This window comes from Kitasatospora sp. NBC_01287, from assembly GCF_026340565.1.
Classification (GTDB): domain Bacteria; phylum Actinomycetota; class Actinomycetes; order Streptomycetales; family Streptomycetaceae; genus Kitasatospora.
Genome location: NZ_JAPEPB010000001.1, coordinates 8,203,291 through 8,226,369 on the forward strand (window position 1 = coordinate 8,203,291; position 23,079 = coordinate 8,226,369).

Genomic DNA, 23,079 nt, shown 5'->3' on the forward strand with positions numbered 1-23,079 from the left:
TCAGTGGTGCCCGGCAGTCGTCCGGCCCGTCCGGGCACGGTGCGCACGGGGTCAGCGCAGGGCGGTCAGCCCCGGCAGCACCGCGAGCAGCAGCACGGTGACCGGGGCCGCCAGTGCGAGCGCCGTCAGCCGCAGCCGACTGGTCACCGGCAGCCGGGGTGCCCCGGCGAGCAGCCGGTCCACCCGGCGCGGCGCCTGGGCCAGCTGACCGGGGGCCAGTTGCCCCGAGCAGGCCCCGAAGACCCCGCGCCCGGCGTTGAGTTCGACCATCGCGTGGGCGGTGGTCAGCCGGCCGTGCCGCCGCGCGGCCCGGTCGTCGGCCGCCAGCTCCACCAGCTCGCCCACCTGGTCGCGGAACGCGCTGAACACCCCGACTCCGGGAAAGCCGGCCGCGAGCGCCTGGGCACACTGCGCCAGCCAGTGGTGCCGGGCGCGCACGTGCCCGCGCTCATGGCTCAGCACCGCCGCCAGCTCGCGGTCGGTGAGCCGGCTGAGCGCGCCGGTGGTGACCACCAGGCGGGACTGCGGACCGGGCAGCGACCAGGCCTCCGGGCGGCCGCTCTCCAGCACCACCAACCGCTCCCGGCGGGCCGGCGCGTGCCCGATACCGGCGGGCAGCTCGGGCGCGCGGTGGGCCAGCTCGGCGTGCCGGTGGTCCCGCAGTGCGCGGGCGGCCCGGACCTCGCGGGTGAGCGAGAGCGCCGTGCGCAGCCCGCCGAGCGCCAGCAGCGCCGCGCACAGCCGCCCCCAGCCCTCGGCGCCGGCCAGCCCGTAGGCGGCCTCCACCCCGTGCGGGGCACCGGTGAAGAGCAGCGCGCGGACCTCGGGCAGCGAGGCGGAGACGGCCAGCAGCAGGCTCAGCAGGCAGCAGAGCAGCACCGCGATCACCAGGCACTGCCAGACCAGCAGCGCCAGCACCGGTTCCCGCTCCGCCCAGCCGGCCCGGGTCAGCAGCAGGGGACCGGCGGTGGCGAGCAGCACACCGAGCAGCAGCAGGCCGAGCAGGGCCGTCATGGCAGGAGGTCCCCCCAGGGAAAGGCGTGACCGAACGCGAAAGGCGTGACCGAACGCTGCGGCTCAATCTAGGCGCTCACCGGACGGCGTGGAACCATCGTGCCGCGGCAGTGACCAACAACACCACGCGCGGGCTCAGAGCACCAGCAGCATCGCGAACATCCCCACGCCCATGGCGAGTCGGCAGGCCTGGGGGAGCGCGCCGCCCAGCAGACCACCCTCCGGCCCGGCCCCGGCCCCGGTGCCCGCCGGGTCCGTGCCCCCCGCCGTCCCGGCGACCGGGCCGCCCGGGTGTGCCGCCACCGAGAGCAGCCGGCTGCCGGACCAGAGCGTGTAGCCGCCGAAGTAGAGCAGCAGCAGCCCGGTCACCACGGGCAGCCCCATCGGCATCGCCATCCCCGGGTGCTCCGCCCGCGCACCCTGGCCCATCGCCAGTGCCATGTAGGCCATCGCACCGGCCCCCATCACGTGGTGCAGCCGGTGCGCCCGGCGCCCCGAGGCCCGCGGGCCGGCCGCCGCGCAGAGCGAGGCCGCGCCCAGCAGCCCGAAGAGCCCCACCCAGAGCGGGGCCGGCAGCCGGTCGCCCAGCAGCACCATCGCCGCCGTGCCCAGCGCCATCGCGGCCTCCGCCGCGTCCGACTCGCGGCTGCCGGGGTGCGCGCCGTCCCTGAGCAGGCCCGCGGGGTGTCGGGTGCCGGTGCCCGGTCGGCGCAGCCGCAGCAGGCACAGCAGCCCGGTCGCGGTGGTCAGCACCACCAGCAGCCAACTGAGCACAGCCGGTCCGTGCATCGCCGCTCCCCCTTCGTGCCCGCGCGCAGCGGGGACACGTCCACGATCACCCACCGCCACCGGCCGACAGCAGGGCGCGCACAGGGGCGCACTGAGGTGAGCCGGGGCCGCGCTCCCGAGCCGCGCGCCGGGGCCGGTGGCACGGGCGGCCGACTGGCCGCGCTCCGCTGGCGGCGCCCGGCGGCCCCGGGCAGGGTCGCTCCCAGGGGTGTCCAACTGCCGGGCGCAGGAAGGATTTCGGCCATACGCCCCGTGGCGTGGAGAATCTCTCACCGACCCCCCCTTGAACAGGAGAACCTTTCGTCCTTATCGTGTCCTTGATTCAATAACTTCTGTCGAAGCAGGTCTCCCATGCAGAATCTTTCGTCGAAGCTCGCTGTGGCGGCCGACCTTCCGGCGGCGTCCCTGGCCGAGCACCCCGCCTGGCAGCGGCTCAAGCAGGCCGTCGAGGCCCTGCGCCCGCTGCAGTCGAAGGACGGCTCGATCGACCTCTCCGCCGTCCAGCGGCAGAGCGTCGACCCGCTCCTCGACACCGTGCTCGGGGCGATCCAGGAGCTCGCGCCGTTCTTCCCGCACGACGCCGCGTACCTCGACGCCGTCCAGGCCGACCTGCGCAAATGGGCCGAGACCGGCTACCGCGAGCCCGACTTCCTGGACTCGCTGCTCGCCTTCCAGCCCGCCGACGAGCGCGTCGACGGCCTCGGCCACCTGGTCGTCTTCCCGATGTACACCCAGAACGGCAACCCCGACCGCAACCTGGAGGCCGTCCTCCTCCAGGTGGTCTGGCCCGACTGGCTGGCCGAGCTGGAGCGCACCCGCTTCGACAACCCGATGTTCGTGCCGATCACCTTCACCGACTTCACGGCCGGCTACGACACCAACTCCGCGGTCCTCTTCCCGGAGACCGTCGCCGTCCGCAAGGCCCCCGAGCGCTTCACCTGGGGCGGCATCTTCTGCGACCGCGAGGCCGCGCGGTTCCGCGCCGTCTCGAACTCCGCCGTCGAGCTGCTCGGCCTGGAGATCCCGGCCGACGCCGCCGCGCTGATCAACGACCAGGCCCGCGCGCAGCAGACCTTCGTCCTGTGGGACCTGGTGCACGACCGCACCCACAGCCACGGTGACCTGCCGTTCGACCCGTTCATGATCAAGCAGCGCAGCCCGTTCTGGATGTACGGCCTGGAGGAGCTGCGCTGTGACCTGACCGCCTTCAAGGAGGCCGTCAAGCTGGAGGCCGAGGGTTACGAGCAGGGCCGCGACGTCCAGTACGCGATCCTCTTCGACCGCCTCTTCCGGTTCCCGGTCACCGGCGGCCGGGTCCGCAACTACGACGGCATGGGCGGCCAGCTGCTCTTCGCCTACCTGCACCAGCACGACGCGCTGCGCTGGCGCGACAACCGCCTCAGCATCGACTGGGACCGGGTCGCCGAGGTGACCAACGCGCTCTGCGCCGAGATCGAGGCGCTCTACCGGGCCGGCATCGACCGCCCGAAGACCGCCCACTGGATCGCCGCCTACGAGCTGGTCTCCCGCTACCTCACCCCGCACCCGGCCTCCACCTGGGCCAAGGGCGCGGCGGCCCTCCCGCTGGAGCTGGACGGCAAGGCGCTCAACAAGGCGCTCTGCGACGCCGTCCACCCCGACGAGTTCCCGCTCAGCATGTTCTACGAGGCCCTGTCCAAGAAGCTCTCCACCGTGATCGCCGCCACCGCGGGCATCACCGGCGCCGGCACCCAGGACGTGGCGGCATGAGCGACCTCGACCTCTCCGGAAAGGTGATCGCGGTCGCCGGTGCCACCGGCCCGGCCGGCCGCGCTACCCTGCGCCGCCTGGCAGTCGCCGGTGCCACCGTGGTCGCCGCCGGCAGCGACGCCCGGCGCCTGGACGCCGCCACCGACGCCGTGCGGTCCGCCGTGCCCGGGGCCAGGATCAGCGGCCAGGTGATCGACCTGCTCGACCCGCAGGAGGTGCACGACTGGGCCGACCACCTGGAGGCCGAGCACGACCGGGTCGACGGCCTGTTCCACCTGGTCGGCGGCTGGCGCGGCAGCAAGACCTTCCACGACAGCCGGATCGACGACTGGGACTGGCTCCAGGACCGGGTGGTCCGCACCCTGCAGCACACCTCGCTCGCCTTCCAGCCCGCCCTGCTGCGCAGCGAGGCCGGCCGGTTCGCGATGATCTCCGCCACCGCCGCCCACCAGCCCACCGCCGGCGGCGCCGCCTACGCGGCGGCCAAGGCCGCGAGCGAGGCCTGGACCCGCTCGATGGCGCACTCCTTCACCAAGGAGACCACCGCCCCCGACGGCGCCCCGACGGCGGCGGCCGTCATCCTGGTCATCAAGGCCCTGGTCACCCCCGAGATGCGGGCCGAGAAGCCGGAGGCGAAGTTCGCCGGCTTCACCGACACCGCCGACCTGGCCGACACCCTGGCGGGCCTCTGGGACCGCCCCGCAGCAGAACTGAACGGACAGCACCTGTGGCTGACAGCCCGATGAGCACCAACCCCACCGGCACCACCGGCACCACTGGCACCACCGGCCAGGACACCGACGCGCGGCGGCGGCACGATCCCGCCGTGCGGGGGTTCGCGAGCGACAACTACGCCGGCGTCCACCCGGAGGTCCTCGCCGCGATCGCCCTGGCCAACGGCGGCCACCAGGTCGCCTACGGCGAGGACCAGTACACCGAGCACCTGCAGTCGGTCTTCAAGCAGCACTTCGGCGAGCGGGCCGAGGCCTACCCCGTCTTCAACGGCACCGGCGCCAACGTGGTCGCGCTGCAGGCCCTGCTGCCGCGCTGGGGCGCGGTGATCACGGCCACCAGCGCGCACATCAACGTCGACGAGTGCGGGGCGCCGGAGAAGGTCGCCGGCATCAAGCTGCACACCGTCGTCACCCCCGACGGCAAGCTCAGCCCCGAACTGATCGACCAGCAGGCATACGGCTGGGACGACGAGCACCGCGCCGCCCCGCTCGCGGTCTCCATCACCCAGAGCACCGAGCTGGGCACCCTCTACACCGTCGACGAGGTCCGGGCGATCTGCGACCACGCCCACGAGCGCGGCATGCTCGTCCACATGGACGGCTCCCGGCTGGCCAACGCCGCCGCCTCGCTGGGCCGCCCGTTCCGGGAGTTCACCACCGAGGCCGGCGTCGACGTGCTCTCCTTCGGCGGCACCAAGAACGGCCTGCTGGCCGGCGAGGTCGTGGTGGTGCTGAATCCGGAGAAGGTCCGGAACATCAAGTACCTGCGCAAGATGTCGATGCAGCTCGCCTCGAAGATGCGCTTCGTCTCCGTGCAGTTCGAGGCGCTGCTCACCGGCGACCTCTGGCTGCGCAACGCCGGGCACGCCAACGCGATGGCCCAGCGCCTGGAGGCGGCGGTCCGCACGATCGAGGGCGTCGAGCTGGTCCGGCCGGTGCAGGCGAACGCGGTCTTCGCGATCCTGCCGCGCGAGGTCAGTGAGCGCCTGCAGAAGCGTTACCGCTTCTACTTCTGGAACGAGCAGACCGGCGAGGTGCGCTGGATGACCGCCTTCGACACCACCGAGGCGGACATCGACGCGTTCGCCGCGGCGATCGCGGAGGAGCTGGGTCGGGGCGTCTGACCCGGCGCTGGTGGGAGCGGCCGGTCGGGACCCTGTCCCGACCGGCCGCTCGTGCGTCCAGCCCCGTCCAGCCCCGTCCGGGGCTGGACGGGGCTGGACGGGGTGGACGGCTCAGCCCAGCAGGAGCGGCCAGACCTCCCGCTCGGCGCCGGGCGCCCACACCACGTCCCCGTGGCCGTAGCCGGGGACCACCTGGTAGTCGACCCGGGCGCCGCCCGCCCGGATCAGCCGGGCCCCCAGGTCGTGGTCCCCCCGGCCCAGCTCCGTGTTCACCCAGACCACGTCGGCGCTGATCGCGGCCCAGTCGATCCGGTACACCTCCGTCCGGCCTGCCCACACCGCCGCCAGGTCGCGCAGCAGGGCGTTGGGCTGCAGGCCGCTGCCGAGCGCGGCGACCGCGCGGGCCCAGACCTCGATCGGCGTGCGGTCCAGCGCGAACCGGTCCTCGCCGGGCGTCGCGCCGAACGTGAAGGTGCCGCTGCTGTGGCCCCGGTGGTAGATCCAGTTCGCCGGACCCGGCAGCTCCCCGGTGTGCGTGAGCGCGTAGTGCAGCAGCCCGAGGTTGCTGAAGGCGGTCCCCGGATGTCCGGGCCGTGGGAACGGGCTGCTGCCGGCCGGGTCGGCGGTGGCCCGGTCGAAGAGCGCCGAGAGACCGGGGTCGGTGGTCCACACGCCCCGGGCGAGCTGGTTGGCGAGCGTGTCGGCGAGGACGCCGGCCCGCGCGGCCCACTCCGGATCGGTCGCCGGATCGTAGGGACCGGTGCTGTCGAGCACCAGGACCCGGTCCGCCGTGCTGCCGGGCCGGGCAGCCGTGTCCAGCGCGAGGACGGCGCCCGCCGAGTGCCCGAGCAGCTCGTGGGGCAGGCCGAGTACCGGGAGCACCGCGGTGAGCACCCGCTGTACGTCGCGACGGTGCGCCGCCAGCCCCCACGTGGCGCACCGCGGGCCGGTGCTCGCCCCGGTCAGCCCGTCCTCGCGCGGCGTGATGCCGATGACCAGCCGCCCGTGGTCGGCCAGGAACCGGGCCAGGCCGCGCCCCCGCGCCGTGCAGTAGTTCGCCCGCACATTGAGCCCGCCCCCGGGCAGCAGCACGGTCACCCGCTCGGGCCGCGCTCCGGGCGTCGCCAGTACATCGAGAACGACGGGGGGCTCCACCGGATCCGGTAGGACGAATCGGTGGTGGCCGATCCCGTCGCCGGCTCCCTCGCCGACGGGCACCGCGACGGCGTTCAGTGCCTCGCTCAGCGTCCTGATCACGTCCAAGGCCGCTCCCTCCCTCAGGCTGGCCGGGCCGGTCGGACCGGCACCCAAAGAATGCCGGACGGGCGATTTGCTTGCGGTGGCCCGGTGCCCGTACAGTTCCGGAGTCGCGCCGAGAAGGGCGACTGAGTGAGTCGGGAAGATGAACTTCGGTAAATCGGAGTGAAGCTGATCTGATAAGCTCTACGAAGTAAGAACACAGCAACACAGCAACACTGAAACGAATGCCCGGAGAGCTTGCGAGAGCGGCTCGAAGGAAGTGTCCGTTCCTTGAGAACTCAACAGCGTGCCAAAAGTCAACGCCAGATATGTTGACATCCCCGGCCTTCACCGTTTGGTGGGGGTTGGAGATTCCTTTTGAAGTAAGACACAGCGAGGACGCAGCGCACGGGGCCGCCCTATTCCGGTGGTTGTCGTGCCGCTCAACGCGGGTGTGAACCGGCTCTGTTGATGACGGGGCCGGGTAATCATTCACGGAGAGTTTGATCCTGGCTCAGGACGAACGCTGGCGGCGTGCTTAACACATGCAAGTCGAACGGTGAAGCCCTTCGGGGTGGATCAGTGGCGAACGGGTGAGTAACACGTGGGCAATCTGCCCTGCACTCTGGGACAAGCCCTGGAAACGGGGTCTAATACCGGATATGACCTTCCTCCGCATGGGGGTTGGTGTAAAGCTCCGGCGGTGCAGGATGAGCCCGCGGCCTATCAGCTTGTTGGTGGGGTAATGGCCTACCAAGGCGACGACGGGTAGCCGGCCTGAGAGGGCGACCGGCCACACTGGGACTGAGACACGGCCCAGACTCCTACGGGAGGCAGCAGTGGGGAATATTGCACAATGGGCGAAAGCCTGATGCAGCGACGCCGCGTGAGGGATGACGGCCTTCGGGTTGTAAACCTCTTTCAGCAGGGAAGAAGCGCAAGTGACGGTACCTGCAGAAGAAGCACCGGCTAACTACGTGCCAGCAGCCGCGGTAATACGTAGGGTGCGAGCGTTGTCCGGAATTATTGGGCGTAAAGAGCTCGTAGGCGGCCTGTCGCGTCGGATGTGAAAGCCCGGGGCTTAACCCCGGGTCTGCATTCGATACGGGCAGGCTAGAGTGTGGTAGGGGAGATCGGAATTCCTGGTGTAGCGGTGAAATGCGCAGATATCAGGAGGAACACCGGTGGCGAAGGCGGATCTCTGGGCCATTACTGACGCTGAGGAGCGAAAGCGTGGGGAGCGAACAGGATTAGATACCCTGGTAGTCCACGCCGTAAACGTTGGGAACTAGGTGTTGGCGACATTCCACGTCGTCGGTGCCGCAGCTAACGCATTAAGTTCCCCGCCTGGGGAGTACGGCCGCAAGGCTAAAACTCAAAGGAATTGACGGGGGCCCGCACAAGCAGCGGAGCATGTGGCTTAATTCGACGCAACGCGAAGAACCTTACCAAGGCTTGACATATGCCGGAAACGTCCAGAGATGGGCGCCCCCTTGTGGTCGGTATACAGGTGGTGCATGGTTGTCGTCAGCTCGTGTCGTGAGATGTTGGGTTAAGTCCCGCAACGAGCGCAACCCTTGTTCTGTGTTGCCAGCATGCCTTTCGGGGTGATGGGGACTCACAGGAGACTGCCGGGGTCAACTCGGAGGAAGGTGGGGACGACGTCAAATCATCATGCCCCTTATGTCTTGGGCTGCACACGTGCTACAATGGTCGGTACAAAGGGCTGCGATACCGTGAGGTGGAGCGAATCCCAAAAAGCCGGCCTCAGTTCGGATTGGGGTCTGCAACTCGACCCCATGAAGTTGGAGTTGCTAGTAATCGCAGATCAGCATGCTGCGGTGAATACGTTCCCGGGCCTTGTACACACCGCCCGTCACGTCACGAAAGTCGGTAACACCCGAAGCCGGTGGCCTAACCCTTGGGAGGGAGCCGTCGAAGGTGGGACCAGCGATTGGGACGAAGTCGTAACAAGGTAGCCGTACCGGAAGGTGCGGCTGGATCACCTCCTTTCTAAGGAGCACATGGCCAGATCCGAGCGAATGCCTCGGATTGGTTGCTCATGGGTGGAACGTTGACTATTCGGCACACTGGGTGATGGTTCGTGAGTACTGCTTCGGCGTGGAAAGCGTAACTGTGAGTCTGGTGTGTCGGGCACGTTGTTGGGTCCTGAGGGAACGGGTTTCCGTTGTCTCAGTGCCGGTCCTACTTGAGATGCCTTCGGGTGTTGAGGGTGGGTGTCTGGTCGTTGTTTGAGAACTGCACAGTGGACGCGAGCATCTGTGGCCAAGTTTTTAAGGGCGCACGGTGGATGCCTTGGCACCAGGAACCGATGAAGGACGTGGGAGGCCGCGATAGGCCCCGGGGAGCTGTCAACCGAGCTTTGATCCGGGGGTGTCCGAATGGGGAAACCCGGCAGTCGTCATGGGCTGTCACCCATACCTGAACACATAGGGTATGTGGAGGGAACGCGGGGAAGTGAAACATCTCAGTACCCGCAGGAAGAGAAAACAACCGTGATTCCGGGAGTAGTGGCGAGCGAAACCGGATGAGGCTAAACCGTAGTGGTGTGAGACCCGGCAGGGGTTGCCACTTCGGGGTCGTGGGAGAGTTCTTCAGTCGTCTGCCGGCGGCTGGGTGAGTCAGAAACCGTATGGATAGTCGAAGGACATGCGAAAGGTCCGGCGTAGAGGGTAAGACCCCCGTAGACGAAATCTGTGCGGCTCACTTGAGCTTTTCCCAAGTAGCACGGAGCCCGAGAAATTCCGTGTGAATCTGGCGGGACCACCCGCTAAGCCTAAATATTCCCTGGTGACCGATAGCGGATAGTACCGTGAGGGAATGGTGAAAAGTACCGCGGGAGCGGAGTGAAATAGTACCTGAAACCGTGTGCCTACAAGCCGTGGGAGCGTCGTTCGTGTCTTCGGACACGGGCCGTGACTGCGTGCCTTTTGAAGAATGAGCCTGCGAGTTTGCGGTGTGTAGCGAGGTTAACCCGTGTGGGGTAGCCGTAGCGAAAGCGAGTCCGAATAGGGCGTTTGAGTTGCATGCCCAAGACCCGAAGCGGAGTGATCTAGCCATGGGCAGGTTGAAGCGCGGGTAAGACCGCGTGGAGGACCGAACCCACCAGGGTTGAAAACCTGGGGGATGACCTGTGGTTAGGGGTGAAAGGCCAATCAAACTCCGTGATAGCTGGTTCTCCCCGAAATGCATTTAGGTGCAGCGTCACGTGTTTCTTGCCGGAGGTAGAGCACTGGATAGGCGATGGGCCTCACCGGGTTACTGACCTTAGCCAAACTCCGAATGCCGGTAAGTGAGAGCGTGGCAGTGAGACTGTGGGGGATAAGCTCCATGGTCGAGAGGGAAACAGCCCAGAACACCGACTAAGGTCCCTAAGCGTGTGCTAAGTGGGAAAGGATGTGGAGTCGCAGAGACAACCAGGAGGTTGGCTTAGAAGCAGCCACCCTTGAAAGAGTGCGTAATAGCTCACTGGTCAAGTGATTCCGCGCCGACAATGTAGCGGGGCTCAAGCACACCACCGAAGTCGTGTCATTCACAGAATACGTCCAACGACGCTGTGGATGGGTAGGGGAGCGTCGTGTTCCGGGTGAAGCGGCCGAGGAATCGAGTCGTGGACGGGATACGAGTGAGAATGCAGGCATGAGTAGCGATACAAGAGTGGGAAACTCTTGCGCCGATTGACCAAGGGTTCCTGGGTCAAGCTGATCTGCCCAGGGTAAGTCGGGACCTAAGGCGAGGCCGACAGGCGTAGTCGATGGACAACGGGTTGATATTCCCGTACCCGCTTTGAAGCGCCAACGTCGAACCTCTGGATGCTAAAGCCGTGAAGCCGGCCTGGAGTCTTCGGACGAAGGGACGTGGTGGAGCCGCTGATCCAACAGGGTAGTAGGTGAGCGATGGGGTGACGCAGGAAGGTAGTCCAGCCCGGGCGGTGGTAGTCCCGGGGTAAGGGTGTAGGCCGAGTGGTAGGCAAATCCGCCACTCATTGAGGCTGAGACCTGATGCCGAGCCGATTGTGGTGAAGTGGATGATCCTATGCTGTCGAGAAAAGCCTCTAGCGAGTTTCATGGCGGCCCGTACCCCAAACCGACTCAGGTGGTCAGGTAGAGAATACCGAGGCGTTCGGGTGAACTATGGTTAAGGAACTCGGCAAAATGCCCCCGTAACTTCGGGAGAAGGGGGGCCATGTCTGGTGAGGAGACTTGCTCTCTGAGCTGGGTGTGGCCGCAGAGACCAGCGAGAAGCGACTGTTTACTAAAAACACAGGTCCGTGCGAAGCCGTAAGGCGATGTATACGGACTGACGCCTGCCCGGTGCTGGAACGTTAAGGGGACCGGTTAGCTCCACTTCGGTGGGGCGAAGCTGAGAACTTAAGCGCCAGTAAACGGCGGTGGTAACTATAACCATCCTAAGGTAGCGAAATTCCTTGTCGGGTAAGTTCCGACCTGCACGAATGGCGTAACGACTTCTCGACTGTCTCAACCATAGGCCCGGTGAAATTGCATTACGAGTAAAGATGCTCGTTTCGCGCAGCAGGACGGAAAGACCCCGGGACCTTTACTATAGCTTGATATTGGTGTTCGGTTCGGCTTGTGTAGGATAGGTGGGAGACTTTGAAGCGGCAACGCCAGTTGTCGTGGAGTCGACGTTGAAATACCACTCTGGTCGTGCTGGATGTCTAACCTGGGTCCGTGATCCGGATCAGGGACAGTGTCTGGTGGGTAGTTTAACTGGGGCGGTTGCCTCCTAAAGAGTAACGGAGGCGCCCAAAGGTTCCCTCAGCCTGGTTGGCAATCAGGTGTTGAGTGTAAGTGCACAAGGGAGCTTGACTGTGAGACCGACGGGTCGAGCAGGTGCGAAAGCAGGGACTAGTGATCCGGCGGTGGCTTGTGGAAGCGCCGTCGCTCAACGGATAAAAGGTACCCCGGGGATAACAGGCTGATCTTCCCCAAGAGTCCATATCGACGGGATGGTTTGGCACCTCGATGTCGGCTCGTCGCATCCTGGGGCTGGAGTAGGTCCCAAGGGTTGGGCTGTTCGCCCATTAAAGCGGTACGCGAGCTGGGTTTAGAACGTCGTGAGACAGTTCGGTCCCTATCCGCTGTGCGCGTAGGAGTGTTGAGAAGGGCTGTCCCTAGTACGAGAGGACCGGGACGGACGAACCTCTGGTGTGCCAGTTGTCCTGCCAAGGGCATGGCTGGTTGGCTACGTTCGGGAGGGATAACCGCTGAAAGCATCTAAGCGGGAAGCCTGCTTCGAGATGAGCACTCCCACCTCCTTGAGAGGGTAAGGCTCCCAGTAGACGACTGGGTTGATAGGCCGGATGTGGAAGCCCAGTAATGGGTGGAGCTGACCGGTACTAATAGGCCGAGGGCTTGTCCTCAGTTGCTCGCGTCCACTGTGTTGTTCTGAAACAACGACCCCGTTCCATGGCCATGGGACGGTGCGGTGACAGTTTCATAGTGTTTCGGTGGTCATAGCGTGAGGGAAACGCCCGGTTACATTCCGAACCCGGAAGCTAAGCCTTACAGCGCCGATGGTACTGCAGGGGGGACCCTGTGGGAGAGTAGGACGCCGCCGAACAATCATTCAGGAGAAGCCCCCAGCCTTTCGGCTGGGGGCTTCTTTGTTTGTGTGCCAGAATTCCGCGCATGACTGAGAACGAACTCTCCGCAGAGCCCAGCGCGTACGTCCGGAGCCTGCCGATCGGTAAGCCACTGCCCCTGGCCGAGGACGGCGTGGTGAGTTGGGCCCAGTTCCCGCTCGAGGGCGACATGAGGGTCAAGGTGCTGGCCGAACCGGAGCTGCCCGAGGCGCCGCGCATGGGTGAGGACGGTCCCGAGGGCTGCCACGCCTGCCGGCGGGAGGTCACCGACCCCAAGGTGCTCTGGGCCGACGAGCACTGGATGGTCTGCGGGTTCGACGAGCCCGAGGCGCTGCCGGCCGCGGTGATGCTCTACTCGCGCGGGCACTACGACCTGGCGGACCTGCCGCCGGAGCGGTCTGCCGAGCTCGGGCCGATGATTCAGCGCGTGGAGCGCGCCGTGATCTCCCTGGGCGGTATAGCCAGGGTGCACGTCAACCGGTGGGGCGACGGGGCCGCGCACTTCCACCTCTGGTTCCTGGCGCGACCGGAGGGCATGACACAGCTGAAGGGGACCTTCCTGCCGCTCTGGGGCGATGTGATGCCCAAGGTGGAGCCGGAGGTCTGGGCCGAGACCAACCGCCGGATCGCCGCCGCGCTGGCCGCCGAGAGCTGAGCCGCGGTCAGCCGGACGAAGCCGGGCGGCGGATGCCAGGCAGCGGAAGCCGGGTAGCGGTAGCCGGGCAGGAAACCCTGACTGTCCGAAATGCCTGACGGCGCGCCACCCGGGAAGGGTGGCGCGCCGTCAGCAGGAGTGCGGGCCGCTGCTCAGGCCTCTGCCCGTCGGGCCGCTTTCGCCGCCGCCTCCTGCTCGTCCTCGGCCTCCGCGACCTCCAGGGTCGGCGCGGTGCCGCCGAGGTGGGCCGGGAGCCACCAGGAGTCGTCGGGGCCGGTCGGCTTGACGGGGTAGTCGCGCTGGGCGCGGTCCAGCATCTCGGTCATCGCCGCGCGCAGTCGCCGGGTGACCATCACCGGCTTGTCGGTGGGCTCCAGGTGGATCGGCTCACCGATCATGATGGTGACCGGCACGTGCCGCTTGGTCAGGGTCTTCGGGCGGCCCTTGGTCCAGAGCTGCTGGGTGCCCCAGAGGATCACCGGGAGCAGCGGAGCGCCGGAGTCGGCGGCCATCCGGGCCGCGCCGGTCTTGAACTTCTTCAGGGTGAAGGAACGGCTGATGGTGGCCTCGGGGAAGACGCCGACCACCTCGCCCGCCTGCAGGGCGCGCACCGCGGCCGCGTAGGCGGGCTGGCCGTCCGTCCGGTCGACCGGGATGTGCTTCATGCCGCGCATCAGCGGGCCGGAGATCTTGTGCCGGAAGACGTCGTCCTTGGCCATGAAGCGGGTCTTGCGCTTGGCGCCCCGGACGGTGCCCAGGCCGGCGAAGAGGAAGTCCAGGTAGCTGATGTGATTGCTCACCAGCACCGCGCCACCGGTGGCCGGCACGTGTTCGGCACCCACGATGGTGATCCGGCAGTCGAGCGCTTTGAAGACGGTCAGCGCGGCACCGATCACCGGCGGGTATACGAACTCTGCCACGGTCAGCCCTACTTCTGCTTGCGGGCCCTTGCCCGGCACGACGGCACCCGGATCGCCGCGCCGGTGGACCGGGCCCCGGGGCGCGGCACGCCGCGGCTGACACGGGTGATTCTGCTGATGATGGTCCCTCGAAGGGGTGCCATCTGTCATCTGGCCATGCCTCGGCTGCGCGAGATAGTCATCACACCGCAGGTCAGCGGTGCTCGGGAACTCTTCGGCAACTGCTCGCCCAGCTGCCCGCCCGTTCAGTTGCCCGCTCGCCCGACTGCCCGCCTACCCAGCTGCCCGCCCGCCCCGGCCGATCGCCGCGCTCAGGCGCGGCTCGGCACCGCCCGGCGCCAGAGCAGGTAGATCTCGCAGCCGAGGCAGTAGCCGAACGCGGCGTTGAGGAAGGCGGCCGCCAGTGCGCAGGCGGTGGCGGCCAGCCCCAGCCAGCTCGCGCCGCCCAGGTAGCCGGCCACTCCGACGAGTGCGAAGAGCAGCCCGACGGCCTGGGCGAAGCGCGGTGCCCGGGCGTCCTCCAACTCGGCGGGCGGCGCGAGGCGGGGCCGCACCAGTACCCGGAAGAGCCAGCCGTAGGGGGAGTAGGAGAGGCCGGCCAGCGCGCCGAGCGCGAAGACGAGGGCCTGGACGGCGAGCAGCGGCCCGCTGCCGGTGATCAGGACGGCGGCCAGGACAAGGCTGGTGAGGGCGGCGGCGAACCGCGGCCCGCGGGGGTCGATCTGCACGGTGGACTGCTCCGGTGGCGTCAGGGCGTCAGGGCGTCGGGCTGTCGAGGTGAAAGGGGCGAGCGGCAGCAGAGTTCACCGACAGCGGGACGCGGTGGCCCGGCACAGGTCGACCACGCGGCGGCGCGTCAGTCGGTTCCCTGGAGTGTCCACGGCGCGATGGTACGCGCCCGGCGAGCTCGGGAGCCAGGGCCTGGTGTCCGGTCCGGGCGTGCGGTGGCGCACACTGTTGCGCATGACCGGACTGCTGGTGTGCGTCGCGGTGCTCGCCACGGCGAGCGTCTTCGGGTTGTTCCGGGCCCGCCGCGACGGCAGGGTGCGCGCCGTGGCGGCGCGCGGGAGGGACGAGGGCGTGCTGCTGTCCGCTGCCGATCTGGGCGAGGGCGTCGAGCTGGGGGAGCGGGCCACCCTGGTGCAGTTCTCCACCGCCTTCTGCCAGCCCTGCCGGGCCACCCGGCGGGTGCTGGCCGAGGTGGCCGCGATGGTGGCCGGCGTGGCGCACGTGGAGATCGACGCGGAGCGGCACCTGGAGCTGGTCCGCCGACTGGAGATCCTGCGCACGCCGACCGTGCTGGTGCTCGATCCCGAGGGCCGGGTGGTGAAGCGGGCCGCCGGCCAGCCGCGCCGCGCGGACGTGATCGCCGCGCTGGGCGAAGCCGGCTGAGTACTCCCGCGACACCCGCGGTACGCCTGCCGTGGCAGCCGCCCGGTACCCGCGCGGCGACGCCCCGGGCGCCTTTCGCCGACCTTGGAATCGCCGGTGGGTTGCGGTCCGTGGAAGTCGAGAGCTTCGTCACAATGATCAGGGGGGATAACGCCCTGACATTGCGGCAAGATGTGGGCGACCGGTATTTAGATACTGACGAGTAACCAGAGCGGGACGCCGCCGAGTATGCTGCCGGAAGTGCCGGTCGGGGCAGCGGGAATGCGCTGTCCGTAGCGGGTGCCGCCGTGAGCGCGCCCGTCTGTTGCACCGCCGCAGCCGCCGGACAAGACCAGTACAGGAGACAGGCCGTGAGCTTGAGGATCGTTGTCTGTGTGAAGTACGTGCCCGACGCGACCGGTGACCGTCGCTTCGCGGACGACACCACCACCGACCGGGACGCCGTGGACGGCCTCCTGTCGGAGCTCGACGAGTACGGCGTCGAGCAGGCGCTGCGGATCGCCGAGGCGTCCGGTGACGCCGAGGTGACCGTGCTGACCGTCGGCGGCGACGACGCCCGGGACGCGCTGAAGAAGGCCCTCTCCATGGGCGCCGACAAGGGTGTCCACGTCAACGACGACGACATCCACGGCTCGGACGTGATCGCCACCTCCGCCGTCCTCGCCAAGGCGCTGGAGAAGACCGGCTACGACCTGGTGGTCTGCGGCATGGCCTCCACCGACGGCACCATGGGCGTGCTGCCCGCGCTGCTCGCCGAGCGCCTGGGCGTGCCGCAGGTGACCCTGCTCTCCGAGGTCAGCGTCGAGGCGGGCGTGGTCAAGGGCCGCCGCGACGGCGACGCCGCCACCGAGCAGGTCGAGGCCGCGCTGCCGGCCGTCGTCTCGGTCACCGACCAGTCCGGCGAGGCCCGCTACCCGTCCTTCAAGGGCATCATGGCCGCCAAGAAGAAGCCGGTCGAGGAGCTCGACCTGGACGACCTGGGCATCGACGCGGAGCAGGTCGGCCTGGCCGGTGCCTGGACCGCGGTGGAGACCGTCACCGAGCGCCCGGCCCGCACCAAGGGAACGATCGTCAAGGACGAGGGCGAGGGCGGCAAGCAGCTCGCCGGCTACCTCGCCGACCAGAAGTTCATCTGACCCGCCGTCCGGACCCCACGTTCCATCAGGAGATAAGAAATCATGGCTGAGATCCTGGTCCTCGTGGACCACGCCGACGGCGCCGTCCGCAAGCCCGCCCTGGAGCTGCTCACCCTGGCCCGCCGGATCGGCGAGCCCGCCGCCGTGGTGCTCGGCGCCGGCGCGGCCGCGGCCGACATCGCCGCCAAGGCCGCCGAGTTCGGTGCCGCCAAGGTGTACGTCGCCGACGCCGCCGAGTTCGCCGACTACCTGGTCGTCCCCAAGGTGGACGCGCTGACCCAGATCGCCAAGGCCTCCGGTGCCGCGGCCGTCCTGGTCACCTCCTCCGGTGAGGGCAAGGAGGTCGCGGCCCGCGTCGCGCTGCGCCTGGGCTCCGGCATCATCACCGACGCCGTCGACCTGGAGGCCGGCGCCGACGGTCCGGTCGCGACCCAGTCGGTCTTCGCCGCCTCCTTCCAGGTGAAGTCGAAGGTCTCGCACGGCGCTCCGGTCATCACCGTGAAGCCGAACGCCGCCGCTCCGGAGGCCGCCCCGGCCGCCGGCACGGTCGAGAACGTCACCGTCGAGTTCACCGGCAACGCCGCCAAGGTCACCGCGCGCGCCGCGCGGGTCTCCACCGGCCGCCCCGAGCTGACCGAGGCCGCGATCGTGGTCTCCGGCGGCCGCGGTGTCGGTGCCGCCGAGGGCTTCGGCGTGGTCGAGGAGCTCGCGGACGCGCTCGGCGCGGCCGTCGGCGCCTCGCGCGCCGCGGTGGACGCCGGCTGGTACCCGCACAGCAACCAGGTCGGCCAGACCGGCAAGCAGGTCTCCCCGCAGCTCTACGTCGCGGCGGGCATCTCCGGCGCGATCCAGCACCGGGCCGGCATGCAGACCTCGAAGACCATCGTCGCGATCAACAAGGACGAAGAGGCGCCGATCTTCGAGCTGGTCGACTACGGCGTGGTCGGCGACCTGTTCGACGTGCTGCCGCAGCTGACCGGTGAGGTCAAGGCTCGCAAGGGCTGAAACCCGAGAGCTTGAGGACGGCTCAGGCCGATCGTCCCTGGCAGGGCGTGATCCCCCGTGGTGGTGTGGATCACGCCCTGCGGCGTGTGCGGGTCCCGTAGAGTTCGGCCGTGAACCTGTTGACGGCACTTCAGGGCGGGCACGGCGACGCGGCCGACGCGCTGCGGATCGATGGCCGGGCCCTGTCGCGGGAGCGGCTGCTGGGCGCGGCCAACACGGTGGCGGCGCGGGTCGCGGGCGCCAAGGCGCTGGCGGTGCTGGCCCGGCCCAGCGTGGAGAGCGTGACGGCCGTGGTCGGCGGGCTTCTCGCGGGGGTGCCCGTGGTGCCGCTGCCGCCGGACGCCGGACCGCTGGAGCGCTCGCACATCCTGCGCGACAGCGGAGCTCAGCTGCTGGCCGGCGAGGGCCCGGCGGTCAAGGAGGTCGCGGCCGAGGACACCGTCGAGGCGCTGCCGGTCGACCTCGGCGAGACCAGCGCCGAGAGCCGTCCCGAACCGGCGCCCGAGCAGGCCGCCTTCGTGCTCTACACCTCCGGCACCACCGGGCCGCCCAAGGGCGTGATCATCTCCCGCCGCGCGGTCGCCGCCGACCTGGACGCGCTGGCCGAGGCCTGGGCCTGGACGGCCGAGGACACCCTGGTCCACGGCCTGCCGCTGTTCCACGTGCACGGCCTGGTGCTCGGTGTGCTGGGCGCGCTGCGCACCGGCTGCCGCCTGGTGCACACCGGCCGTCCGACCGCCGCCGCCTACGCCGAGGCGGGCGGCAGCCTCTACTTCGGGGTGCCCACCGTCTGGTCCAGGGTCGCCGCCGACGAGGCCGCGGCCCGCGCGCTCGGCGGCGCCCGGCTGCTGGTCTCCGGCAGTGCTCCGCTGCCCGTGCCGGTCTTCGACAAGCTGGCCGCGCTGACCGGCCACCGCCCGGTCGAGCGCTACGGCATGACCGAGACCCTGATCACCGTGAGCACCCGGGCCGACGGCGAGCGCCGCCCCGGCAGCGTCGGCCTGCCGCTGGCCGGCACCGAGACGCGGCTGGTCACCGAGGACGGGCGCCCGGTGCCCGCCGACGGCGAGAGCGTGGGCGACCTGCAGGTCCGCGGCCCCTCGGTCTTCGACGGCTACCTGGGCAACCCGGTCGCCGACGCCGAGGCCTTCACCGCGGACGGCTGGTTCCGCACCGGCGACGTGGCCACCATCGGCCCCGACGGCTTCCACCGGATCGTCGGCCGCGGCTCGGTGGACGTGATCAAGAGCGGCGGCTTCAAGATCGGCGCCGGCGAGGTCGAGGCCGCACTGCGCGACCACCCGGCCGTCGCGGACGCCGCGGTGGTCGGCGCGCCGGACGCGGACCTGGGCCAGGCCGTGGTGGCCTTCGTGATCCCCGACGGCCAGGTGACGGGCGATCAGCTGACCGCGTTCGTCGCCGAACGGCTCTCGGTGCACAAGCGCCCGCGCAAGGTGGTCCTGGTCGAGGAACTGCCGCGGAACGCGATGGGCAAGGTGCTGAAGAAGCGGTTGCTGGAGGGCTAGGTCGGCGGGCCGTGTCCGCGCCCGGTCGGCTCGGTCAGGTCAGGTCGGTCAGCCGCTCGCGACGCGGAAGGCCTGGCTGCCGAAGGAGATCTGGTCGCCGGGGCGGACCGGCACCCCGCCGGTGACCCGGTGGCCGTTGACCTGGGTGCCGTTGGTCGAGCCCAGGTCGTAGAGCACCCAGCCGTTGGCGTTGCGACGCAGCTCGGCGTGCCAGCGGGAGACCGAGATGTCGGTCAGCCGCAGGTCCGAGCCGGGTGCCCGGCCCACCCGCAGTGCCGCCGGTCCCAGTTGAGGCAGCGTCAGCCCTGGCAGTCGTTCGGCCCGCCAGGCATCGCGAAGCCGGACCGTGAAGGCGGAGAGCCGTCCGACCGTGCGCAGCGTGAACCGGGCCAGCGGGCCGTCGGCGGGCAGGTCGGCCAGCACCGCGTCGAGTTCGGCCGCGCTGCGCGCCGTCAGCACCAGCTCCATCCGGCGGATGAAGGTGTCGTGCGAGAGCCGGCCGTCGCCCGCGCCGGCCCGCAGCACCCCGAGCACCCGCTCGCGATCGGCCTCCGAGGGGCGCGGTCGGATGTCGGCCGGGGCCGCGCTGGTGAGGGGCTCGGGAGCGGTCATGGCACCGATTCTGAGCTGCCCGTGGGCGCGGTGTCCAGAATCAGGCCGGCGGGAACCGTGCGCGGCTCGGTGGCAGTCCAGCAGATGAGCGGCGGCCGTGGCACCGGGACCGGGCAGGATGGGGTCGAGTACAGCGGCAGTGCGGTGCGGAGCGGAGCGCGTCGGGCCCGGCGCGCGCGGATCGGGCACCAGGGCACAAGGAGCGGGCACATGGAACAGGGCGGTGGATGATGGCGGGTCAGGCGCTGGTCGCGGCGGTCGACATCGGTGGGACGAAGATCGCCGGTGCCCTGGTCGGCGCCGTGGACGGCGAGCTGCGCCACCGGATCGAGCGCCCCACCAGGGCGCGGGAGTCCGGCAAGGCGGTGCGCGACTCGCTGGCCGAGGTGGTCGAGGCCCTGGCCGGCTCGCCCGAGTGGTCCCGGGTCGAACTGGTCGGGGTGGGCAGCGCCGGCCCGGTGGACACGGTCCGGGGGACCGTCAGCCCGGTGAACATCCCCGGCTGGCGCGACTTCCCCGTGGTCGAGGAGGTGCGCGAGCTGGCCGGCCACCGCCCCGTGGTGCTGACCGGCGACGGGGTGGCGATGACCGCCGCCGAGCACTGGCGCGGCGCGGCTCGGGGCTTCGACAACGCGCTCTGCATGGTGGTCTCCACCGGGGTCGGCGGCGGCCTGGTGCTGGGTGGCACGCTGCGCCCGGGGCCGACCGGGAACGCGGGGCATATCGGCCACATCAGCGTGGACCTGGACGGTGAGCCGTGCGCCTGCGGCGGACGGGGCTGCCTGGAGAGCCTGGCCAGCGGCACCGCGATCGCCCGGCACGCGCTGGCGGCCGGTTGGCGCCCCGCCGAGCGGGCGGACGCGGCCGCCGTGGCCGTCGCGGCGCGGGCCGGTGATCCGGCCGCGCTGGCCGCCTTCGCCCGGGCCGGGCAGGCGCTGGCGGCCGGCATCGCGGCCGCCGCGACGCTGGTCGAGCTGGAGGTGGTGGTGATCGGCGGCGGCGTCGCCCAGGCCGGTGAGCTGCTCTTCGGTCCGCTGCGCGAGCGGCTGGGGGACTACGCGACCCTCTCCTACGTGCGCGGCCTGCGGCTGCGGCAGGCGGCGCTGGCCACCGACGCGGGCTTGGTGGGCGCCGCCGCGGCGGCGCTCTGGTCCACCGGGGCGTGAGGGTGGTCCGGACGGCGCGGGGAGCTGGCGTGCGCGCCCGCCCGGGGCTGAGAAATGACGCCGCGGCAGTTCGTCAGGAATGAGAGGTCGGCCCGGGCGGGTACCACCTCGGATGGTGCCGGGCGCTCGGCGCGGCGGGGGTGTCGGCGCGGCCGGCGTTCCGGCGCGGCGGGCCCGGCAGCCGTCCGGCGCGGACGCCGCCGGGTTCGCCCGAGGTCAGGGGGAATCATGATCATCTGGGTCAACGGGACGTTCGGCGCGGGCAAGAGCACGGCCTGCCGCGAACTGGTCGAGCTGCTGCCGGGCAGCACGCTCTTCGATCCCGAGGAGGTCGGCGCCCTCCTGCGGCGGATCGTGCCGGGCCGCCGGATGGCCGAGGTCAGGGACTTCCAGGAGCTGCCGGCCTGGCGCAGCCTGGTCACCGAGGCCGCCGCCGCGCTGCTGGGCGAGGTGCCGGGCACGCTGGTGGTTCCGATGACCCTGCTGCGCGAGTCCTACCGGGACGAGATCTTCGGCGCACTCGCCGCCCGCGGCCTGCCCGTGCACCACTTCGTGCTGCACGCTGAGGAAACGATCCTGCGCGAGCGGATCGCGCTGAGCGAGGAGGTGCCCGGCGATCCCGCGGCGAGCGAGAGATGCCGCCGTTGGCGCCTGGCCCACCTGCCCGCCTACCAGGAGGCACAGGCCTGGATGCACCGCGACGCCTGCGTGCTGGACACCGCGGGGCTGACCCCGCGCCAGGTGGCTCGGACGCTCGCCGCCCTGGTCAAGGAGGGGGTCGCCCGCTGCCCGATCGTCCGCGGCACGGACTCGGCGGACGACACGGTGGCGGCCGCGGTGCTGCTCTTCGACGAGGACGACCGGGTGCTGCTGGTCGACCCCGTCTACAAGCCGGACTGGGAGTTCCCCGGCGGCGTGGTGGAGCGCGGTGAGGCGCCCACCCTGGCCGCCGTCCGGGAGGCCGCCGAGGAGCTGGGGCTGCGGCTGGACCAGGAGGAGCTGCGGCTGCTGGCGGTCGACTGGGAGCCGCGGGTCGGGTCGCGCCGCGGCGGCATCCGGCTGGTCTACGACGGCGGTCGGCTGACGGCCGCTCAGCGGGCCGGACTGCGGCTGCCGCCGGACGAGCTGCGGGACTGGCGGTTCGTCACCCTGGAGGAGGCCGGGCAACTGCTCTCCGCGGGCCGCCACCGGCGCCTGGCCGGCGCCCTGGCGGCGCGCGGCCAGGGGACGCCGAGCTACCTGGAGGCGGGTCGGCCGGCCGCGCGCGGGGTCGGCAGCGGCTGGTAGCGGGCCGGCCGGGTACGGGTGGCAGGTACGCGTGGCAGGTACGCGTGCCGGGCGATGGCGTCGAGTGGTGGCATCCGGCGGTCGCGTCGAGCGGCCCGGCGGACGGTGCTCGGGCAGGATGGGCGCATGCCGTTCACCTTCAGCCACCCCGCCGCCGTGCTGCCGCTAATGCGCGGACTGCGGGGCCGGGGGCCGCTGGTGGCGTCGGCGCTGGTCGCCGGGTCGATGGCGCCGGACCTGCCGTTCTTCGCCGAGAGCTGGCACCCCGGGCTGTTCCGGCGCGGCGCGCTGACCCACCGCTGGTGGGCGGTGCCCACGGTGGACGTCGTGCTGGCCGGGGTGCTGGTGGCCGGCTGGCAGGGGCTGCTGCGGCGCCCGCTGCTCGGGCTGCTGCCGCCGCGCTGGGCGGCTCCCGCGCTGGCGGCCACCGAGCGCCGCGCGGCCGGCGGCGGGCCCGGGGAGCGGGCGGCCTGGTTCGCCCTCTCCGCCGCGCTGGGGGCGGCCGGCCACGTGGGGTGGGACGCGTTCACCCACTCGGGGCGGGCCGGCGTGCGGCTGCTGCCGGCGCTGGAGCGGCGGGTGGCGGGCGTGCCGCTCTGCACGGTGGCGCAGTACGGCAGTTCGGCCCTCGCCCTGGCCGGGCTGGGCGGCTACCTGGCCCGCGAGCTGCGCGCCGCCGCGACCGCACCGCTGACCGGCGACCCGGCGTCCACCGGGCAGCGGCACCCCGCCACCGCCCGGCAGCCGGACGCCGCCCAGCGCCCCACCGAGGCCCAGCGCCCCACCGATGCCCAGCGCCCCGCTGAGGCCTGGGCCGTCGGGCCTCGGACCGCAGCCGCCCGGACCGCAGCCGCCCGGACCGCCCGGCGCCGCGCCGTGGTCGCCGCGGGGACGGTGGTGGGGGCGGCCCACCGGGTGGTCCGCGCCGGCCGGGTCCGTGGCCCCGGCGGGCGGCCCGACCTGATCGCTGACCTCTGCTTCGGCGCCATCGCCGGCGCCGTGACGGCCGCCGCCGCGCTGGGCGCGCTCGACCTGGGCGCGCTCGACCCGCTGGGGCGGCCCGGCGCCGACCCGCGCTGACGGCTCCCGGCGCCGCGCACGGGCG

Annotated in this window: 17 protein-coding genes and 3 rRNA genes; 14 read left to right on the forward strand and 6 right to left on the reverse strand. The window is 70.4% G+C overall.

What is annotated here, in order from left to right; genetic code table 11:
• Positions 1-51: 51 nt before the first annotated feature.
• Both OG455_RS35060 and OG455_RS35065 read right to left on the reverse strand, forming a co-directional pair.
• Positions 52-1,014: a M56 family metallopeptidase gene (locus OG455_RS35060; protein ID WP_266300314.1), complete on the reverse strand. Its 963-nt coding sequence runs from the start codon at positions 1,012-1,014 to the stop codon at positions 52-54.
• Between the two features lie 135 nt (positions 1,015-1,149).
• Positions 1,150-1,803 carry a DUF5134 domain-containing protein gene (locus OG455_RS35065; protein WP_266300315.1) on the reverse strand — a complete coding sequence of 218 codons (654 nt, stop codon included), beginning with the start codon at positions 1,801-1,803 and terminating at the stop codon, positions 1,150-1,152.
• Positions 1,804-2,154: 351 nt separating this feature from the next.
• Here OG455_RS35065 and OG455_RS35070 point away from each other — a divergent pair, with 351 nt between their 5' ends.
• From OG455_RS35070 to OG455_RS35080, 3 genes are read left to right on the forward strand one after another with little or no spacing between them, the layout of a single operon-like run.
• The gene (locus OG455_RS35070; RefSeq protein ID WP_266300316.1) at positions 2,155-3,552 is read left to right on the forward strand and encodes a DUF6421 family protein; all 1,398 of its coding nucleotides are present in this window, start codon (positions 2,155-2,157) and stop codon (positions 3,550-3,552) included.
• Positions 3,549-4,298, forward strand: a complete 750-nt coding sequence (locus OG455_RS35075) for an SDR family NAD(P)-dependent oxidoreductase (RefSeq protein ID WP_266300317.1) — start codon at positions 3,549-3,551, stop codon at positions 4,296-4,298. Before OG455_RS35070 ends, OG455_RS35075 begins: the two co-directional genes overlap by 4 nt.
• The gene (locus OG455_RS35080; RefSeq protein ID WP_266300318.1) at positions 4,295-5,410 is read left to right on the forward strand and encodes a low specificity L-threonine aldolase; all 1,116 of its coding nucleotides are present in this window, start codon (positions 4,295-4,297) and stop codon (positions 5,408-5,410) included. The genes OG455_RS35075 and OG455_RS35080 overlap by 4 nt, the downstream gene beginning before the upstream one ends.
• Positions 5,411-5,521: 111 nt before the next feature.
• Here the strand turns inward: OG455_RS35080 and OG455_RS35085 are convergent, their stop codons facing one another.
• On the reverse strand, positions 5,522-6,673 hold the full coding sequence (locus OG455_RS35085) for an alpha/beta hydrolase (protein WP_266300319.1): 1,152 nt from the start codon (positions 6,671-6,673) through the stop codon (positions 5,522-5,524).
• 467 nt (positions 6,674-7,140) lie between these two features.
• Here OG455_RS35085 and OG455_RS35090 point away from each other — a divergent pair.
• From OG455_RS35090 to OG455_RS35105, 4 genes are all read left to right on the forward strand, one after another.
• Positions 7,141-8,662 (forward strand): 16S ribosomal RNA (locus OG455_RS35090).
• Between the two features lie 271 nt (positions 8,663-8,933).
• Positions 8,934-12,053: ribosomal RNA gene (locus tag OG455_RS35095) — 23S ribosomal RNA — on the forward strand.
• An 83-nt stretch (positions 12,054-12,136) separates the two neighbouring features.
• Positions 12,137-12,253 (forward strand): 5S ribosomal RNA (gene rrf / locus OG455_RS35100).
• Together the 16S, 23S and 5S rRNA genes form the textbook arrangement of a ribosomal RNA operon.
• A 68-nt stretch (positions 12,254-12,321) precedes the next feature.
• Positions 12,322-12,930: an HIT family protein gene (locus OG455_RS35105; protein WP_266300320.1), complete on the forward strand. Its 609-nt coding sequence runs from the start codon at positions 12,322-12,324 to the stop codon at positions 12,928-12,930.
• A gap of 152 nt (positions 12,931-13,082) precedes the next feature.
• On the opposite strand, the gene OG455_RS35110 is transcribed toward OG455_RS35105, so the two are convergent.
• The gene (locus OG455_RS35110) at positions 13,083-13,850 is read right to left on the reverse strand and encodes a 1-acyl-sn-glycerol-3-phosphate acyltransferase (protein WP_266300321.1); all 768 of its coding nucleotides are present in this window, start codon (positions 13,848-13,850) and stop codon (positions 13,083-13,085) included.
• A gap of 311 nt (positions 13,851-14,161) precedes the next feature.
• Positions 14,162-14,578 carry a DUF4395 domain-containing protein gene (locus OG455_RS35115; RefSeq protein WP_266300322.1) on the reverse strand — a complete coding sequence of 139 codons (417 nt, stop codon included), beginning with the start codon at positions 14,576-14,578 and terminating at the stop codon, positions 14,162-14,164.
• Between the two features lie 235 nt (positions 14,579-14,813).
• Here OG455_RS35115 and OG455_RS35120 point away from each other — a divergent pair, with 235 nt between their 5' ends.
• From OG455_RS35120 to OG455_RS35135, 4 genes are all read left to right on the forward strand, one after another.
• Positions 14,814-15,242, forward strand: a complete 429-nt coding sequence (locus OG455_RS35120) for a thioredoxin family protein (protein WP_266300323.1) — start codon at positions 14,814-14,816, stop codon at positions 15,240-15,242.
• A 350-nt stretch (positions 15,243-15,592) separates the two neighbouring features.
• Complete coding sequence (locus tag OG455_RS35125; RefSeq protein WP_266300324.1) at positions 15,593-16,378, forward strand: electron transfer flavoprotein subunit beta/FixA family protein; 786 nt, start codon at positions 15,593-15,595, stop codon at positions 16,376-16,378.
• Between the two features lie 42 nt (positions 16,379-16,420).
• A complete protein-coding gene (locus tag OG455_RS35130; RefSeq protein ID WP_266300325.1) occupies positions 16,421-17,383 on the forward strand; it encodes an electron transfer flavoprotein subunit alpha/FixB family protein in 963 nt (320 codons plus the stop codon).
• 110 nt (positions 17,384-17,493) lie between these two features.
• Positions 17,494-18,909 carry an acyl-CoA synthetase gene (locus tag OG455_RS35135; RefSeq protein ID WP_266300326.1) on the forward strand — a complete coding sequence of 472 codons (1,416 nt, stop codon included), beginning with the start codon at positions 17,494-17,496 and terminating at the stop codon, positions 18,907-18,909.
• Positions 18,910-18,957: 48 nt separating this feature from the next.
• On the opposite strand, the gene OG455_RS35140 is transcribed toward OG455_RS35135, so the two are convergent.
• Positions 18,958-19,521, reverse strand: coding sequence for a DUF1707 and FHA domain-containing protein (locus tag OG455_RS35140; protein WP_266300327.1), 564 nt, complete (start codon positions 19,519-19,521; stop codon positions 18,958-18,960).
• A 227-nt stretch (positions 19,522-19,748) separates the two neighbouring features.
• Between OG455_RS35140 and OG455_RS35145 the strand changes: the two genes are divergently transcribed.
• The 3 genes from OG455_RS35145 (at position 19,749) to OG455_RS35155 (ending at position 23,054) form a co-directional block, all read left to right on the forward strand.
• A complete protein-coding gene (locus OG455_RS35145; RefSeq protein WP_266300328.1) occupies positions 19,749-20,687 on the forward strand; it encodes an ROK family protein in 939 nt (312 codons plus the stop codon).
• A gap of 228 nt (positions 20,688-20,915) precedes the next feature.
• Positions 20,916-21,974: an NUDIX hydrolase gene (locus OG455_RS35150; protein ID WP_266300329.1), complete on the forward strand. Its 1,059-nt coding sequence runs from the start codon at positions 20,916-20,918 to the stop codon at positions 21,972-21,974.
• Positions 21,975-22,100: 126 nt separating this feature from the next.
• Positions 22,101-23,054 (forward strand): DUF4184 family protein, encoded by a 954-nt coding sequence (locus tag OG455_RS35155; RefSeq protein WP_266300330.1) that lies wholly within the window; start codon positions 22,101-22,103, stop codon positions 23,052-23,054.
• Positions 23,055-23,079: the final 25 nt, after the last annotated feature.